This window comes from Photorhabdus sp. RM71S, from assembly GCF_042879355.1.
Classification (GTDB): Bacteria; Pseudomonadota; Gammaproteobacteria; order Enterobacterales; family Enterobacteriaceae; genus Photorhabdus; species Photorhabdus kayaii.
In genome coordinates this window covers 196568-214444 of sequence record NZ_JBHFKV010000003.1, presented here as the reverse complement: position 1 = coordinate 214444, position 17877 = coordinate 196568, and the positions used below count along the sequence as shown (strand labels likewise).

At 42.5% G+C, this 17877-nt stretch carries 15 protein-coding genes; 8 read left to right on the top strand and 7 right to left on the bottom strand.

Annotated elements, in window-relative coordinates:
- Position 1: 1 nt before the first annotated feature.
- The 7 genes from ACGF5R_RS03085 to ACGF5R_RS03055 form a co-directional block, all read right to left on the bottom strand.
- Positions 2-334 (bottom strand): cytochrome o ubiquinol oxidase subunit IV, encoded by a 333-nt coding sequence (locus tag ACGF5R_RS03085; protein WP_036775099.1) that lies wholly within the window; start codon positions 332-334, stop codon positions 2-4.
- Positions 334-948, bottom strand: coding sequence for a cytochrome o ubiquinol oxidase subunit III (locus ACGF5R_RS03080; protein WP_112877923.1), 615 nt, complete (start codon positions 946-948; stop codon positions 334-336). The genes ACGF5R_RS03085 and ACGF5R_RS03080 overlap by 1 nt, the downstream gene beginning before the upstream one ends.
- The gene (gene cyoB, locus ACGF5R_RS03075) at positions 938-2929 is read right to left on the bottom strand and encodes a cytochrome o ubiquinol oxidase subunit I (RefSeq protein ID WP_112877924.1); all 1992 of its coding nucleotides are present in this window, start codon (positions 2927-2929) and stop codon (positions 938-940) included. The genes ACGF5R_RS03080 and cyoB overlap by 11 nt, the downstream gene beginning before the upstream one ends.
- Before the next feature lie 4 nt (positions 2930-2933).
- Positions 2934-3869, bottom strand: a complete 936-nt coding sequence (gene cyoA / locus ACGF5R_RS03070; protein ID WP_112877925.1) for a cytochrome o ubiquinol oxidase subunit II — start codon at positions 3867-3869, stop codon at positions 2934-2936.
- 349 nt (positions 3870-4218) lie between these two features.
- Positions 4219-4980 (bottom strand): outer membrane protein OmpK, encoded by a 762-nt coding sequence (locus tag ACGF5R_RS03065; protein ID WP_112894575.1) that lies wholly within the window; start codon positions 4978-4980, stop codon positions 4219-4221.
- Positions 4981-5230: 250 nt separating this feature from the next.
- Complete coding sequence (gene ampG, locus ACGF5R_RS03060) at positions 5231-6709, bottom strand: muropeptide MFS transporter AmpG (RefSeq protein ID WP_387689680.1); 1479 nt, start codon at positions 6707-6709, stop codon at positions 5231-5233.
- Positions 6710-6762: 53 nt separating this feature from the next.
- Positions 6763-7341, bottom strand: a complete 579-nt coding sequence (locus ACGF5R_RS03055; RefSeq protein ID WP_112877928.1) for a lipoprotein — start codon at positions 7339-7341, stop codon at positions 6763-6765.
- Between the two features lie 243 nt (positions 7342-7584).
- On the opposite strand from ACGF5R_RS03055, the gene bolA reads away from it, so the two are divergent.
- The 8 genes from bolA (at position 7585) to ACGF5R_RS03015 (ending at position 17780) form a co-directional block, all read left to right on the top strand.
- Entirely contained in the window at positions 7585-7899 is a 315-nt protein-coding gene (gene bolA, locus ACGF5R_RS03050; protein WP_112877929.1) for a transcriptional regulator BolA, read from the top strand.
- Between the two features lie 503 nt (positions 7900-8402).
- Complete coding sequence (gene tig, locus ACGF5R_RS03045; protein ID WP_112877930.1) at positions 8403-9707, top strand: trigger factor; 1305 nt, start codon at positions 8403-8405, stop codon at positions 9705-9707.
- Between the two features lie 271 nt (positions 9708-9978).
- Positions 9979-10602 carry an ATP-dependent Clp endopeptidase proteolytic subunit ClpP gene (gene clpP, locus ACGF5R_RS03040; protein WP_058588443.1) on the top strand — a complete coding sequence of 208 codons (624 nt, stop codon included), beginning with the start codon at positions 9979-9981 and terminating at the stop codon, positions 10600-10602.
- A 137-nt stretch (positions 10603-10739) separates the two neighbouring features.
- Entirely contained in the window at positions 10740-12011 is a 1272-nt protein-coding gene (gene clpX / locus ACGF5R_RS03035; RefSeq protein ID WP_112877931.1) for an ATP-dependent protease ATP-binding subunit ClpX, read from the top strand.
- A 208-nt stretch (positions 12012-12219) separates the two neighbouring features.
- Complete coding sequence (gene lon / locus ACGF5R_RS03030) at positions 12220-14574, top strand: endopeptidase La (RefSeq protein WP_387689678.1); 2355 nt, start codon at positions 12220-12222, stop codon at positions 14572-14574.
- Between the two features lie 219 nt (positions 14575-14793).
- On the top strand, positions 14794-15078 hold the full coding sequence (gene hupB / locus ACGF5R_RS03025; RefSeq protein WP_275658143.1) for a nucleoid-associated protein HU-beta: 285 nt from the start codon (positions 14794-14796) through the stop codon (positions 15076-15078).
- Positions 15079-15381: 303 nt separating this feature from the next.
- Positions 15382-17253: a peptidylprolyl isomerase gene (gene ppiD / locus ACGF5R_RS03020; protein ID WP_387689676.1), complete on the top strand. Its 1872-nt coding sequence runs from the start codon at positions 15382-15384 to the stop codon at positions 17251-17253.
- Positions 17254-17405: 152 nt separating this feature from the next.
- On the top strand, positions 17406-17780 hold the full coding sequence (locus ACGF5R_RS03015) for a ComEA family DNA-binding protein (RefSeq protein WP_387689674.1): 375 nt from the start codon (positions 17406-17408) through the stop codon (positions 17778-17780).
- The last annotated feature ends 97 nt before the right edge of the window (positions 17781-17877 follow it).

Genomic DNA, 17877 nt, shown 5'->3' with positions numbered 1-17877 from the left:
TTTAATCAACCATCATATTAATGTTGAGGTTGTACATAATCCATAGTGAGCCAACAACAACAATACCGATAATCAAGATAGTGAACAGCAATGCGACTAAGTTCCAGCGCTCTTCTGACGAAGTGTTCATGTGCAGGAAGTAAATAAAATGAACAATAATCTGCACCACAGCCAGAGCGACTACTGTTGTCAGGATAGTCGTATGGGAGGCGGAACCATCCATTACCATCCAGAACGGAATCACTGTCAGGATGACCGAAAGAACAAAGCCGATCAGATAAGACTTCAGGCTACCGTGGCTAGCTCCAGTATGAGCGGTATTGGAATGACTCATTACATAGCTCCTAACAGATAAACAACGGTAAATACACAGATCCATACCACATCCAGGAAGTGCCAGAACAAGCTCAGGCAGTTCAGACGGGTTTTATTTACATCAGTTAAACCGCGGCGGGTTACTTGGATTATCATGATGATAATCCAGACCAGACCACAGGTAACGTGGATACCGTGAGTAGCAACCAGTGCGAAGAATCCGGACAAGAATGCACTGCGGTCAGGGCCGTGGCCGTCAACAATCAGGTGATGGAATTCGTACAATTCCATCGCCACGAAGCCAAGGCCGAACAGGAAAGTCATACCGAGCCAGGCGTTAACCTGGCCGACTTTTCCTTTGTTCATGCCTAACATGGCAAAGCCATAAGTGATACTACTGAATAACAGTAGGAAAGTTTCGACCAATACGAAAGAGAGGTCGAAAATCTCTTTACCAGATTTGCCGCCTGCGGTTCCGTTAACGAGTACTGCATAAGTCGCAAATAGACATGCGAACAAAATACAGTCACTCATCAAGTAGACCCAGAAACCGAATACTTTAGTGGCTCCCGCATCGTGGTGCCCGTGATGCTCGTGGGCATGATTGTGGTTAGTCATAGTTTCAGTTGACATGGTTCAGACCTGCCTTGCTAATTTGTTCATGGTGTTGATTCTCAATTTGCTCAACTTCAGCAACGGGTACGTAGTAATCAACATCTTCATCAAAGCTTTTTGCAATCCAAGTGATAATCATGCCCGCAAAGCTTGCGATAGCTAGCCACCAGATATGCCAAATCATGGCGAAACCAAACAGCAAGCTGAAGCCAGCAATAATTACACCTGCACCGGCATTTTTAGGCATATGAATTTCTTCATACTTAGCAGGACGTTTATAAGCTGTGCCTTTTTCTTTCATATCCCACCATGCATCACGCGTTTGCACATGTGGAACGTCAGCAAAGTTATAAAACGGTGGTGGAGAAGATGTTGCCCACTCCAGAGTACGCCCGCCCCAAGGGTCGCCGGTCAGGTCACGGTTTTGGTCACGGTCACGGATACTAACGTAGAACTGAATGACCTGACACAGGATACCAACGGCAATCAGTGCAACACCAATCGCGGAGACGACCAGTAGAGTATGGAATTCAGGGTTGATATCTTGGCTAATACGGCGAGTCATCCCCATAAAGCCGAGCGCGTAAACTGGCATAAAGGCGATAAAGAAGCCGATAATCCAGAACCAGAATGCGCGGATACCCCATTTTTCGTTCAGTGTGAAACCGAAAGCTTTCGGGAACCAGTAAGCAGTACCGGCAAAACAACCGAAGACAACACCACCGATAATAACGTTATGGAAGTGTGCGATCAGGAACAAGCTGTTATGCAGAACGAAGTTTGCGCCTGGAACTGCCAGCAGAACGCCAGTCATACCACCGATAGAGAAGGTGACGATGAAGCCAACGGTCCACAGCATCGGTGTTTTATACTCAATACGGCCTCGATACATGGTGAACAGCCAGTTGAAGATCTTAACGCCTGTCGGAATCGAGATAATCATGGTGGCTATGCCGAAGAAGGCGTTAACGTTCGCACCCGAGCCCATCGTAAAGAAGTGGTGCAGCCATACAATGAACGACAGTACGGTAATGGCAATGGTTGCCCATACCAGAGATGTATAGCCGAACAGTCGTTTTTTCGAGAACGTCGCAGTCACTTCAGAGAAAACACCAAAGACCGGCAACACCAGAATGTAAACTTCAGGGTGACCCCAAGCCCATATCAGGTTGATGTACATCATCATGTTGCCACCCATATCATTGGTGAAGAAATGGGTGCCCATGTAGCGGTCAAAGGTTAGCAGGGCAATGGTAACTGTCAGAATCGGGAATGCGGCGATGATCAATACGTTAGTACAGAGTGCTGCCCAAGAAAATACAGGCATTTTCATCATGGACATGCCAGGAGCACGCATACGCAGGATCGTCGCAAAGAAGTTAACGCCTGTCAGCAAGGTACCAATGCCGGATATCTGAAGACTCCATATCCAATAATCGACCCCAACGCCTGGGCTATATTCTATACCTGAGAGCGGAGGATAAGCTAACCAGCCGGTCTGAGCGAATTCACCTACACCCAGAGAGATGTTAATCAGTGCAACGCCGACGACGAAAAACCAGAAGCTCAGTGAGTTCAGGAATGGGAATGCCACGTCACGAGCGCCGATCTGTAGTGGAACCACGATGTTCATCAGACCGACAACAAAAGGTGTCGCCATGAAGAAAATCATGATGACGCCGTGGGCGGTAAAAATCTGGTCATAGTGATGCGGAGGCAGGAAACCTGCTTCACCCGCAGAGGCGACAGCCTGTTGACCACGCATCATGATGGCATCGGCAAAGCCACGGAGCATCATGACCAGAGCCACGATAATGTACATAATACCGATTTTCTTGTGGTCAACGCTGGTTAACCACTCGCTCCATAGCCATTTCCATTTACGGAAATAGGTCAGGGCTCCGACAATTGCGAGCCCTGCGAAGAGAATCCCTGCAAGAGTAACCATGACAATGGGCTCATGCAGTGGGATTGCATCAAGTGTTAATTTTCCCAACATTACTTTATTCCTCAACTCCGGCATGAGCAGTTTCGCTCATATTCATGTTATGACCTGTTGTTGCACCGTGGCCGCCATGCATATTCATGTTGCCCATAAATTTGGCAATAATGTCTTGATACAGGTTAGGTTTAACGCTTGAGAAGTATTCAACCGGATGATTCTGGCTTTGTTTGGCTAACTCATCAAATGCTTGCATGGTATCCAAGGTTTTGGGAGAGGCTTTCACTTTTTGAACCCATTGTTCAAAACTTTCCCGATCTGCGGTAGCGGTAGCAGTAAATTTCATGCCAGAGAAGCCGTGACCACTATAGCTACTGGACAAACCTTTATAAACGCCAGGTTCATCGGCAATTAAGTGAAGTTTAGTCTGCATACCAGCCATTGCATAGATTTGACCACCTAACTGCGGGATGAAGAATGAGTTCATCACGGAATCAGAGGTGATTTTGAAGTTAATAGGCACTCCGGTAGGAAAAGCAATTTCGTTAACTGTAGCAATACCTTGCTCCGGGTAAACGAATAGCCATTTCCAATCAAGAGAGATGACTTCAATAGTTACGGGTTTTTCATCGCTAACCAGCGGCTTATATGGGTCAAGCTCGTGGGTTGTTTTCCAGGTAATGGTTGCTAAAATAATAATGATAATGATAGGAACGGTCCATACTACCAGCTCAATTTTATTTGAGTGTGCCCAGTTAGGGCGATAGGTAGCACTTCTATTGGCTTCGCGGTAACGCAGGGCAAAAGTGAATGCCATGATGATTACCGGAATAACGATGATCAGCATCAGGCCAATAGCCGTGAGTATCAGCGTTTTTTGTTCAGCGCCGATGGCGCCTTTAGGGTTCATCAATACCATATCGCAGCCACTCAGCACAAGAGTAGCCGCTAGTATTGACAATATCCCAATACTTTTATTGTATTTCATAAGTCTCATCTAACGACTCCAAATAACAAAAGCTCTATTGTCGTTTCATCAGTGCGGGCATTCTACGGTAAGGCTACTGGAGTGTAAACATTTGTAATAGTTAGTTGAGGGGTTGTTACCCTTTATGTCGATGGGATCACATGCAAATGGAGGATTAATCAGAAGTTAGCTTGAAAAGGTTATTTAATTGTAACGAAATAGGGCGGAAATACGAATTTATATTAAAGTTATTTTATATTTTTTAGAGAAGAGGAAAAAAATATAAAAATTTGCTTTAAAAATTTCCACCGCGGCCATCTTATTTAAGAATTAAATTAATTGTGAGCCACTTTTGGTAGCTCACAATTAAAATCAATAATTAGAAATTATATTTGATAGTGTAAACAATCCCATCCTGCCAGAAGTCTTCACCCAGTTTATGATCGGCATATCGATATTGAATGCCGGTTGTGAAGGATTGGTGAGGTGTCCACCATAACGCTATTGCACCATTGGTACCGTTCCGTCCACCGTTGCCATAGCGTTCATTCCGATTAAGTTCTATTTCATTCCAGTTAGTTATGCTGAATTTTTCTTCCCAGAGTTGAAAGTCGTAACCCGCAACCCAACCAACGACATAGCCGTTATTACCGGAGTAGAAAGTTTGGTCAACATAGTGCAGCGCAACAAACGGTTTGAACCAGACACCGGCGAAATCAGTATTGTAGCCAATACCATAGAGGGTATTTACCTCATGGAAGTTCCCGCCATGTGCTGTACCTGGGAGGGAGTAAGTACCATAAACATGACCATAGAGATTGAAACCCGTATCAGCCAGATAAAAACGACCGGTTGTTTTAAAAGTGTATCTTTGGTTATCCCCTGGTTCAGCATGCTGCTTGTTGAAAGCATTTTCCAGATCAAAGAACCCGTATAATTCACCCCAGTTAAATCCGGCTCCGCCTTCCAGTTCCAGGTAGGCAAAGTCGTCTTTATGAGAGGTTTGCCCTGACTTGTGTGTGGTATGGCTAGTCCAGTCGAGGTAGTTCATGCTGATATTAGCAAAGCCCCCTTGATATTCAGCATAAGCTGGAACTGAGACGGTGGTGAATAAAGCAGTAGCCAGAATGGTTGTTCTCATAAATTTCTCTAACGCATCCATGAAAAGAGGTTTTGGGTTTTAAAGCTATATTAAATAACCCTTAAAATGGTAGTCTAATTCTACGCGGATATGAATATCGAACAATCAAATAATCACTCGAAAATAGCATTTTTGGGCAAATGACTATTTGAAGTGTGATCGCTATCACTTAAGTATTTAAAAAGAGGGCAGAGATATCAAAGGCTGACAGTCGTCAACCTTTAATAAAGTCACTTAATATTTTCGCCTTTTAAGCCAATTTGTTCCTTCTTAATGCGAGATAATCTAGAAAGCTGCCGAGAATGGTGCCTGTGATACCAATCTGTGCTCCCCATAATAGTAATGTTTCGGCCAGATAAGGTGCATGAGTCCAGTTAAGAGCATTGGTGGTGATGGTAAGTAACCAGAACGTGAGCAAGATGCTTGCAAATGATAGTAAGCCAAGAGCTAGACGATAGAAATTTCTAAACTCAGTACGTGGCATAAAATCGTTAGCTTGTTGGGTATAAGCCAGAGTCTGGCGGCAGATAAATAACAGCAATAAGCCTGGAACAGAGGCCGCTATAGAGAATAGATAGAAGTTTGGCCAGCCATGTAACTCAACGAACCAACCCGCGATTGGGCCGACATAGACGCGTCCAACAGCAGATAAGGCAGATAATAAAGCAAACTGTGTTGCAGAGAATGATTTATGACATAACGCCATAAGTAAGGTAACAAATGCAGCGGTTCCCATTCCGCCACAGATATTTTCCAGAAAAATGGCGCTGCCCATAGTGTAGATATTTTTGTCAGTAATGGATAACAGCCAGTATCCAATATTGGAAATCGCTTGAAGAATGCCAAAGATCATGAGAGAGCGGAATAAACTCCATCGTTGCATCAGATAACCACCATATAATGCACCAACGATAGTTGCTGTTAATCCCAGAGTTTTGTTGATCATTCCAACTTCACTAGCATCAAAACCAATACCACGGATAAGAAATGGGGTACTTAGGCTGGCAGCAAAGGCATCCCCCATTTTATACATGACAATTAACAGCAGTATCAGCCACGCATTATTGCGATTAAAAAAATCGGTTAATGGTTCTATTGCAGCTTGCTGGAGTGTTTTTGGTGGTAGAGCGTCAATCTCAGGTTCTCTAGCTTTTAACGTCGCATAGACGCCAATCAGCATTAGTCCAGCCATCAACCAGTAGGTGTGTTGCCAGCCAATATAGCGGTCTGCGATCCATAATGCTAACCCGCCTGAAACTAACATGGCTAATCGATAACCAAGTACCGAAACGGCAGCACCTACACCCCGCTCTTCGCTACTCAATAAATCGGCTTTATAAGCATCAAAGACGATATCCTGTGATGCAGAACAGAAAGCGACGGTTACCGCCAGTGTGGCTAGCCACCATAAATGTTGAGATGGCTGGAGAAAGCCCATTGCCGCGATACTGGCTATAAGTAATAACTGTGTAACAAGTAGCCAACCACGGCGACGTCCAAGAAAAGGGGGGATAAAGCGGTCCATAAAAGGGGACCAAAGAAATTTGAAAACATACGCTTGGCCGACAAGTGAAAAGAAGCCAATTGTTTTAAGATCAATGTCTTCAACGGTCATCCATGCTTGCAGGGTGCTGGCAGTCAGTGCGAGCGGTAAACCAGAAACAAAGCCGAATAAAAGCAGGATTCGTGAGTTATGTTGGGTAAAAACGGTGAGATAACGATAAGACATGAGCCTCCCAAGACCCTGCCCTTGGCGGGCAGAGTAAATAATTAATCCTTTAATTAGCGAGCATTTTGTTTGATGAAATTGCTGATGGAAGGATCTTGAGCCATATCTGCTATGACTTCTGATAATACAGTATTAACTGCATCAGCAATTTTTTCATTAGTTGCGCCTAAAGGACCTTGTACATTATAGCTAGTGCGATAATTCTTAACTTGTTTACTGCCATTTTGCGCTGTGCTAATGATGGAAATATCGGCTTTTGTTGAAATATTATGGCGCAGGCTACCTTCTTTAACGTCTGCATATAAATTGTTCACAATAATTTGTAGATTGGCATTGGCCGGAGAGCCAATCATATAACCACGAGCGGTCATCTGTTTTTCCAGGATTTCCTGGAGTAGAAAGCGCAGATCACGGGATGGTTTCAGTATTTCCAGCTTTGCATTGCGGTTAACTTGAGCAAGTGTCTGAGACTGACGATTGTCGGCACCGCTGATACTGATGGTAATCGCACCCATCGTTGGGTCTGCTGTTGGCAATGTAATTTTAGGTTCGATGGTCAGGGTATTGCTGGGAGCTGCACAGCCTGCAAGAAGAAAAAGTGCAATGAGTGGGAATAAGATTCTTTTCAACATGTTAATTTTCTCATCAGTGATAAGGATATCCAGTAATACTTATCAATAGCATAAATTACGTCAATAATAGCACTGCCTTTTGATCATGGCATATCTCTGATGGGGTAAACGCATATAAAAACCTTATGATGTGGGATTCGATTAAAAGATATTTTAATGCGTTGATGCTATAACTTATGGAGAATAGACTAAAATTATTAGTATGGTTGGCAGTATGACTACTGTGTGGTTAAGGGGAATGATATGGTGTATCAGGATATAGAAGAGAAATTACAGGTTGCATTTAATCCCTCATATCTTGAGGTCATTGATGAAAGTTATCGTCACAATGTACCCATAGGTTCTGAAAGCCATTTTAAAGTCGTAATCATCAGCAATAAATTTGCTGGTGAACGTATGCTAAATCGCCATCGTTCTGTTTACAGCGTATTATCGGCAGAATTGTCCGCAGGTGTTCATGCTTTGGCGTTGCATACCTATACAGAAAAAGAGTGGAATGAATTACAGGATACTGTTTTAGCGTCACCGGCATGTCGTGGGGGTAATATTGTTGCCTGAAATCTGCTGATCGATGCTTAATTTGGGGCGTTTTCTTACACAACTGAATAAATCCAGTGAACGGTCTTCGGGCCGTTTTTACGTTTTATACCCATCATCTTTCAAGTTGCCTCTTTGTTGGCTGCCCTCGCTCATCCCGGTCACATCGTTATCTATGCTCCCGGGGATTTGCTCCCTTGCCGTCGCGATCCATCTTGAAATCCATAGGGTATATATATGATACATTTTGGATGCAAATTTAGCCGTTGAATAGTCGTTATCCTGTGAAGTTGATGAATAGTTCGGGCTTTTTTCAGCAATTCTCGACTCACACCCTCTGCATCGCTATAATGTCGCGTCTAATTTTTAGAATGGTTTCGGGACGCTTCTGACATCAGGGATTCTCGGTTTTTAAATGCGACCGCCCCGGTTCGTAGAGAGTGTTGCGATTGGCACATAAAATATGTGCTGGTTGTATGGTCTCTGGAGTTGACCGAGCACTATGATTTTTTTGAGGTAAAAAGATGCAAGTTTCTGTTGAAACCACTCAAGGCCTTGGGCGTCGTGTGACAATCACCGTTCCTGCTGCCGATGTTGAGAAAGCAGTTAGTAGTGAGTTGGTCAATGTAGCAAAAAAAGTTCGTATCGATGGTTTCCGTAAAGGCAAAGTGCCTATGAACGTTGTTAAACAACGTTACGGTGCTTCTGTCATTCAGGACGTTCTGAGTGATCTGATGCAACGTAACTTTATTAATGCAATCATCGAACAAAAAATTAATCCAGCAGGTGCGCCAAGTTATGCACCAGAACAATTCAAAAATGGTGAAGATTTTACTTACTCTGTAGAGTTTGAAGTTTATCCAGAAATTGAATTGAAAGATCTGGAATCTATTGAAGTTGAAAAGCCCGTTGTTGAAGTAAAAGACGAAGATGTTGATGCAATGCTGGAAACATTGCGTAAGCAGCAGGTTAATTGGAAAGAAACTGAAGAAGCTGTTAGTGCAGAAGATCGTGTGACTGTTGACTTCAATGGTTCTATCGATGGTGAAGAGTTTGAAGGCGGTAAGGCTTCTGATTTTGTTCTGGCTATGGGGCAGGGTCGTATGATCCCAGGTTTTGAAGAGGGTATCATTAGCCATAAAGCTGGGGAAGAATTTACCATTGATGTGAATTTCCCAGAAGATTATCACGCTGAAAATCTGAAAGGTAAAGCTGCTAAGTTTGCAATCACGTTGAAAAAAGTGGAACAGCGTGAGCTGCCAGAGTTTAATGAAGAATTCATCAAACGTTTCGGTATTGCTGATGGCACTGTTGATGGTCTGCGTGCAGAAGTACGTAAAAATATGGAACGTGAACTGAAAAATGCAGTTCGTAACCGTATTAAATCTCAGGTTATCGAGGGATTAGTTAAAGTTAACGAAATCGAAGTTCCTGCTGCTGTTGTTGATAGCGAAATTGATGTTCTGCGCCGTCAATCTGCTCAGCGTTTCGGCGGCAATGAAAAACAAGCTTTGGAACTGCCTCGTGAACTGTTTGAAGAACAGGCTAAGCGTCGCGTTGTTGTTGGTTTGTTATTAGGCGAAGTTATCAGTAGTAATGAATTGAAAGCTGATGAAGAACGTGTTAAAGCATTAATTGAGGAAATGGCTTCTGCCTATGAAGCTCCTCAAGAAGTGATCGAATTCTATGGTAAAAACCAAGAATTGATGAATAATGTTCGTAATGTTGCTTTAGAAGAACAAGCTGTTGAAGTTCTTCTGGGTAAAGCAAAAGTTTCTGAAAAAGAAACAACTTTCAATGAGTTAATGAATCAGAATCAAATGGCATAAGCTTTAGTTTTGTCATGAGATAATGAATTTATCATCTCAGTGGAATGAACCCGCAGATTAACCTGCGGGTTTTTTTATAAATAAGAGGCAAGATTTTTCTTGAAAAAAGTGGGTTTACCCTCAGATCCTTTTTAATATTATGTATATGATTGCAAAATTTTTCAGGGGGATTCCCCCTTGATTGGCTAACTTTGAATCATGGTCATCATCGCTTATCTCAAGTAGAATTGGTTATGAATGGCACCAACATGAATTCTATTAGGAGACGAAAATGTCATATAGCGACAAGCGGGATCAATATGCGCCTCACATGGCTTTGGTGCCGATGGTAGTTGAACAGACTGCTCGTGGAGAACGTTCATACGATATCTATTCTCGCTTATTAAAAGAGCGTATTATTTTCCTGACCGGTCAGGTTGAAGATCACATGGCAAATCTGGTTGCAGCTCAGATGTTGTTTCTTGAAGCAGAGAATCCGGAAAAAGATATTTTCTTATATATCAATTCACCAGGTGGTGTGATTACTGCGGGAATGTCCATCTATGATACGATGCAGTTTATTAAACCGGATGTCAGTACTATTTGTATGGGGCAGGCATGTTCAATGGGAGCATTCTTGTTGACTGCTGGGGCAAAGGGAAAACGTATCTGTTTGCCAAATTCCCGGGTTATGATTCATCAGCCATTAGGCGGTTTCCAGGGGCAAGCTACAGATATTGAAATTCACGCTCAGGAAATACTGAAAGTGAAATCGCGTATGAATGAGTTGATGGCAAAACATACGGGAAGACCTATTGAAGAGATCGCGAAAGATACAGAACGTGATCGTTTCTTGTCAGCAGACGAAGCCGTAGAATATGGATTGGTTGATAAGATTTTCACCCATCGCGATTAATTTATTATTCCCAGAAGCTATAATATAAACATTCGGCTTACCACTTGGTAAGGCTATGACGTTCGGGGTAATAGCAGAAGTTTCCTGCTTTGCCAGACGAATCTGGGTGAGCAGTTGATAAAGTGAGGTTGTGACTGATGACAGATAAGCGCAAAGACGGTTCAGGAAAGCTGCTGTATTGCTCTTTCTGCGGGAAAAGCCAACATGAAGTGAGAAAATTGATTGCTGGCCCGTCAGTGTATATCTGCGATGAATGTGTGGATTTATGTAACGACATCATTCGCGAAGAAATTAAAGAGCTTGTACCACATCGTGAGCGTAATGCATTACCAACGCCTCATGAAATTCGTCAGCATTTGGATGATTATGTAATTGGTCAGGAAACGGCGAAAAAAGTGTTGGCGGTTGCTGTTTATAACCATTACAAGCGGTTACGTAATGGCGATACCAGTAACGGTGTTGAATTAGGTAAAAGTAATATCCTGCTGATTGGGCCGACAGGGAGTGGTAAAACACTATTGGCTGAAACATTGGCCCGTTATCTTGATGTTCCTTTTACTATGGCAGATGCGACTACGCTGACTGAAGCGGGATATGTGGGAGAAGACGTAGAAAACATTATTCAGAAATTACTGCAAAAATGTGACTACGATGTGCAAAAAGCTCAGCGCGGTATTGTTTACATTGATGAAATTGACAAGATTTCACGTAAATCTGATAACCCGTCAATTACTCGGGATGTTTCAGGTGAGGGCGTACAGCAAGCGCTGCTGAAACTGATTGAAGGTACAATTGCGGCGGTTCCTCCTCAGGGGGGGCGTAAACATCCACAACAGGAGTTTTTGCAGGTAGATACCTCTAAGATCTTGTTTATTTGTGGCGGTGCGTTTGCAGGTCTGGATAAAGTGATTGGTCAGCGTCTAAATACCAGTACAGGTATTGGGTTTGGTGCGAAAGTCAAAGGTGAGTCAGAAAAAGCGACTGAAGGCGAATTGCTTGCACAGGCTGAGCCAGAAGATCTCATCAAATTTGGTCTTATCCCTGAATTTATTGGGCGGTTACCTGTTGTTGCCACGCTCAGTGAATTGAGTGAGGATGCGTTGATCCAGATTTTGAAAGAGCCTAAGAATGCGTTGACCAAGCAGTATCAAGCACTGTTTAACCTTGAAGGTGTTGATCTGGAATTCAGAAGTGAAGCCCTGACAGCTATTGCTAAGAAAGCAATGGTTCGTAAGACTGGTGCCCGCGGCCTGCGTTCTATCGTTGAAGGCGCATTGTTGGACACTATGTATGATCTGCCATCAATGGAAAACGTTGGGAAAGTTGTTGTAGATGAATCGGTTGTCAATGGTCAATCTGCGCCTTTACTGATTTACAGCAAACCGGATGCCCAGGTTTCTGGTGAATAATTGAGTCTAGGATAGGGAATTCACTAAACGAGATATTATTGAATAAAATGAGGGGACTACCCTCATTTTATTTTTATTAAAGTATCATACTATTGAATGTCAAATTCCTGTCCCCATATATTTTATATTCTATGGAGTGAAACTCGTGAGAACCGCGTTTCACGAGATTCCCTAAAAACTGGCGAAAGCTAAACGAAGAGAGAGCTCTATGAATCTTGAGCGTTCCGAACGCATAGAAATCCCTGTATTGCCTCTGCGCGATGTGGTGGTTTACCCGCATATGGTGATCCCATTGTTTGTAGGGCGTGAGAAGTCTATTCACTGCCTAGAAGTAGCAATGGATCATGACAAACAAATCATGTTGGTTGCGCAAAAAGAAGCTTCGACTGATGAGCCAGGGGTTAATGACCTTTTCTCCGTTGGTACAGTAGCTTCTATTTTACAAATGTTAAAATTGCCTGACGGCACCGTAAAAGTGCTTGTTGAAGGGTTGAAACGTGCCCGCATTACAACTCTGACTGACAATGGCGAACATTTTTCTGCTCATGCTGAGTATCTTGACTCACCGATCGTTGATGAACGTGAGCAGGAAGTTATGATCAGGACAGCTATTAATCAGTTTGAAGGCTACATTAAGCTAAATAAGAAAATCCCGCCAGAGGTTTTGACTTCGCTACACAGTGTTGAAGATGCAGCTAAATTAGCTGATACAATTGCTGCGCATATGCCATTGAAGCTCAGTGATAAACAGACTGTTTTGGAAATGTCTGATGTCGTTGAGCGTCTTGAATATCTGATGGCAATGATGGAATCAGAAATTGATTTGTTACAGGTAGAAAAGCGCATCCGTAACCGCGTGAAAAAACAAATGGAAAAAAGCCAGCGCGAGTACTACCTGAATGAGCAGATGAAAGCGATTCAAAAAGAACTGGGTGAAATGGATGATGCGCCTGATGAGTATGAAACCCTGAAGCGCAAAATTGAAGCGGCAAAAATGCCCAAAGAAGCTCGTGAAAAAGCCGAAGCTGAATTGCAAAAACTGAAAATGATGTCTCCTATGTCGGCGGAAGCGACGGTTGTCCGTAGCTACATCGATTGGATGGTGCAGGTTCCGTGGGTTGCTCGCAGTAAAGTTAAAAAAGATTTAGTTAAAGCTCAGGAAACTCTGGATACCGACCATTATGGTTTAGAGCGTGTGAAAGAGCGTATCCTTGAGTATCTAGCAGTACAAAGCCGAATTAGCAAAATTAAAGGACCGATTTTATGTCTGGTTGGTCCTCCTGGGGTGGGTAAAACCTCTTTAGGTCAGTCTATTGCACGAGCGACCGGGCGGAAATATGTGCGTATGGCATTGGGTGGGGTCCGTGATGAAGCGGAAATTCGTGGTCATCGCCGTACCTATATTGGCTCTATGCCGGGCAAATTGATTCAAAAAATGTCCAAAGTTGGAGTGAAAAATCCCCTATTCCTACTGGACGAGATTGATAAGATGTCGTCCGATATGCGTGGTGATCCAGCTTCTGCCTTATTGGAAGTTTTGGACCCAGAACAGAACGTGGCATTTAACGATCATTATCTGGAAGTCGATTACGATTTGTCAGATGTCATGTTTGTTGCAACATCCAATTCTATGAATATTCCAGCACCATTGTTGGATCGCATGGAGATTATTCGTCTTTCCGGTTATACCGAAGATGAAAAGTTAAATATTGCCAAGCGTCATTTGCTGCCTAAGCAGATTGAACGTAATGCTCTGAAAAGAAATGAATTAATTATTGATGACAGTGCTATTATTGGCATTATCCGTTATTATACTCGTGAAGCCGGAGTGCGTAGTTTAGAGAGAGAAATTTCTAAGTTGTGCCGTAAGACGGTGAAGACATTGTTAATGGATAAAAATTTAAAACATATTGAAATCAATGCAGATAACTTGAAAGATTATTTGGGTGTTCAACGTGTGGATTATGGCCGTGCAGATACAGAAAACCGTATTGGTCAGGTCACAGGGCTTGCATGGACTGAGGTTGGTGGTGATTTACTGACCATTGAAACCGCGTGTGTTCCAGGGAAAGGTAAACTAACCTATACCGGCTCACTCGGTGAGGTTATGCAGGAATCCATTCAGGCAGCATTAACAGTTGTTCGTGCTCGTGCTGATAAGTTGGGTATCAACTCTGATTTCTATGAGAAACGGGATATTCATGTCCATGTTCCGGAAGGTGCGACGCCAAAAGATGGCCCAAGTGCGGGTATCGCCATGTGTACAGCATTAGTCTCCTGTCTGACCGGTAATCCAGTTCGGGCGGATGTTGCTATGACGGGTGAAATCACGTTGCGTGGTTTAGTTCTGCCAATCGGTGGCTTGAAAGAGAAACTATTAGCTGCCCATCGAGGTGGAATTAAAACAGTCTTAATTCCGGAAGAGAATAAACGTGATCTGGAAGAAATTCCCCAGAACATTGTTGCAGATCTACAGATCCATCCAGTTAAACGTATTGAAGATGTTTTGTCTATTACATTGCAGAACCCTGCGTTTGGCGTAGAATTAGTGTCAGTCAAGTAATACAAAAATAGTGAACTTTTTCAATAAGTATGAATGAAATATAGGCTGGTAAGTGAATTCAGGCTTACCAGCTTTTTTATATTATTAACTTGGATAAACTGCTTAATAAATATTTTGTTGTCTTATGATTTCTTGCCAATATCGGAAAGGATTGATATAACGGCACTGCTATCGGGTTATCCGTTGGGATTCTGATGCGGTAGTAAAAACTATATGGGGATGATAAGAGTGAATAAATCACAACTGATCGACAAAATTGCTGCTGACTCTAATATTTCTAAAGTAGCTGCGGGGCGTGTAGTAGATGCATTCATTTCTTCTGTAACGGGTGCATTGAAGGATGGTGATGATGTTGCTCTGGTGGGATTCGGTACTTTTGCTGTTCGTGAACGTTCTGCACGTACAGGCCGTAACCCTCAAACAGGAAAAGAGCTCAAAATTGCTGCGGCTAAAGTACCTGCTTTCCGTCCAGGTAAAGGTTTGAAAGACGCTGTTAATGGGTGACACAAACCAAATATTGTTTATCAGTTCTTGTTATATACCCTATGGATTTCAAGATGGATCGCGACGGCAAGGGAGCGAATCCCCGGGAGCATAGAGAACGATGTGACCGGGGTGAGTGAGTGCAGCCAACAAAGAGGCAACTTGAAAGATGACGGGTATATTGGCAAACAATAGACTGACGAGATAGGTTTGGTAAGTTAAAATAGAAGCGCATCAATTGATTGGTGCGCTTTTTTTCTCTTAGCGCTTGAATTAGCGTAATATGGTATTTTCAATTTCACCAAAGCGGAGTTTTGCCTCTTTATGATGGACAACCTACGCACGGCGGCAAACAGTCCTGTGCTTAAAATCGTGCTGGCTCTCATTATCCTGTCTTTTGTTTTGACGGGAGTTGGGGGCTACCTGACAAGTGGAGCTGGTAGTTATGCTGCCGAAGTGAATGGTCAGACTATCAGTCGTGTTGAATTGGAGAGGGTGTTTCAGCAAGAGAGAGACACCTTGAAAGATCAATTGGGAGATAAATTCTCTGTGTTGGCAAGTGACGAACAAAGCATGAAGCAGATTCGTAATCAGGCTTTGGAGCGTCTAATTAATAATGTATTAATTGAACAATATTCCCGTGAATTAGGTTTATCTGCCAGTGATGAGCAAGTTAAGGATTTTATCCGAAATACTTCTTACTTTCAGATAAATGGTAAATTTGATAACAACAAATATCTGGAGTTGCTCAACCGTTCCAATATGAGTCCGGATCTTTTTGCTGAACAAACACGTCAGAATTTAGTTAATCAACAATTAATTATGGCTTTTTCTGGTAGTGAAATAGCTTTGCCGAGTGAAGTGAAACTCAATGCTGAATTGTTTTTGCAACAGAGAACCGCCCGTTTGGCTACACTGGAGCTGAAGAAAATTCAGGCGCAGCAGGAAGTAACAGATAAAGATTTGCAAGATTACTATAATCTGAATAAGAGCAGCTTTATTGCTCCTGAGGAAGTGAAAGTCAGCTATATCAAAATGGATGCTGTAGATGAAATGAATAAGGTTTCCGCTACGTCTGCTGACATTGATGCTTACTATGAGCACAACTTAAAACGCTATACACAACCAGAGCAGAAAAAGTACAGTTTAATTCAGCTTGCAACTGAAGCTGAGGCTAAAACAGTAGTTGATGAGCTAAATAAAGGTGCTGATTTTGGTAAATTGGCGGCTGAAAAGTCCACCGATAAATTTTCAGCGAAAAATCACGGTGATATCGGCTGGATGGAAGAAGATGCTCTTCCTGAAGAGTTGAGACAAGCTAATTTAAAAGAGAAAGGCCAAATTTCTTCTTTGGTTAAGGTTCTTAATGGCTTCGCTATTTTCCATTTGGATGAGATTAAACCTCAAATAATTAAACCCTTATCTGAAGTTCGCTCTGAAATTGAAAAAACGGTTAAGCAGGAAAAAGCAGTAGATGCTTTCTATGCTCTGCAACAGAAAGTCAGTGACGCTGCTACCAGCGATAATGAATCTTTAGCTGCTGCTGAGGAAATTTCAGGTATTAAGGTTGTGACGACTGATTGGTTTGATCGTAATCATGTGCCGGCAGAGATTAACTTTAGTTCTGTTATTCATGCCATTTTTGAAGGCAATCTTGTTGATGGGCAGGGGCCAACAGGAACTAACTCTGATGTTATCTCCGTTGAAGGTGATCGTGCATTTGTTCTGCGTGTAGACAATTATAAACCAGAAACAGTACAACCCTTCGAAAAAGTTAAAGAACAGGTTACTGAACTGGTTAAACGTCAGAAAGCTGAAAAACAACTTCAAGTCGAAAGCGATAATTTACTGGCCGCCTTAAAGGAAGGTAAAGGTGAGCAAGCCTTGAAAAATGCAGGTATTCAGTTTGGTGAACCCCAGGTTATTCAGCGTACATCTCAAGATAATATGTTAGTTAATGCAGTATTCGCGTTACCACAGCCAAAAGAAGGTCAGGCAGAATATGGTTTGACGAAAAATAGTTTGGATGACGTTGTGCTGATTCAACTGGATAAAGTGACTCCAGGTGTTGTATCGGAGGAACAAATTAAAAACATGACGGGTGTTTACCAGAGTGAAATGGGTAACGCTATGCTGGAATCTTTGCTGATAAGTCTGCGTGAAAAAGCCAAAATTAAGTTAGGTCATATCGAATAAAAATTTGCGGAGAGTATCGCAAATATCTTTGTAATTATCTTGTCAATAAAGGCCGCTTTCGCGGCCTTTCGCATATCTGATCTTCGTCCATTGTGCTCAAATTTATCTGTGGCAATCTTTTTCTCGCTAATAAAACATGGAGGAATTCATATATGAAAAAATCGGGAATTTTATCTGTTCTGGTTGCTGGCTTGCTTTATGCGTGTGGCGGACAATTTGCGATTGCCGCCGAACAAGTAAAAGACAAAGTAGCTAAAACAGTCAGTACTACTAGCCATTCTTCATCAGAAAAGCAGCTACAGCAGCAGGAAGCTTTGAAAGTAGAGGAAAAAGGAAAGGTGAATATTAATACTGCAAGTGCAGAAGAGTTAGCAAAAGCACTGAATGGTATTGGAGTAAAAAAAGCACAGGTGATTGTTGAATATCGGGAAAAACATGGTGCATTTACTACGGTGGAACAATTACAAGAGGTTCAGGGAATAGGGCCAGTTTTCGTTGAACGAAACAGAAATAAGTTAAGCTACTAGTATATATTTCCCTCATCCTTATTCATGATTTATTTTGTGAATGAGGATGTTGTGATCAAGGTTGCAAATAAATCACTTTAATTAGTATGAATTTTTT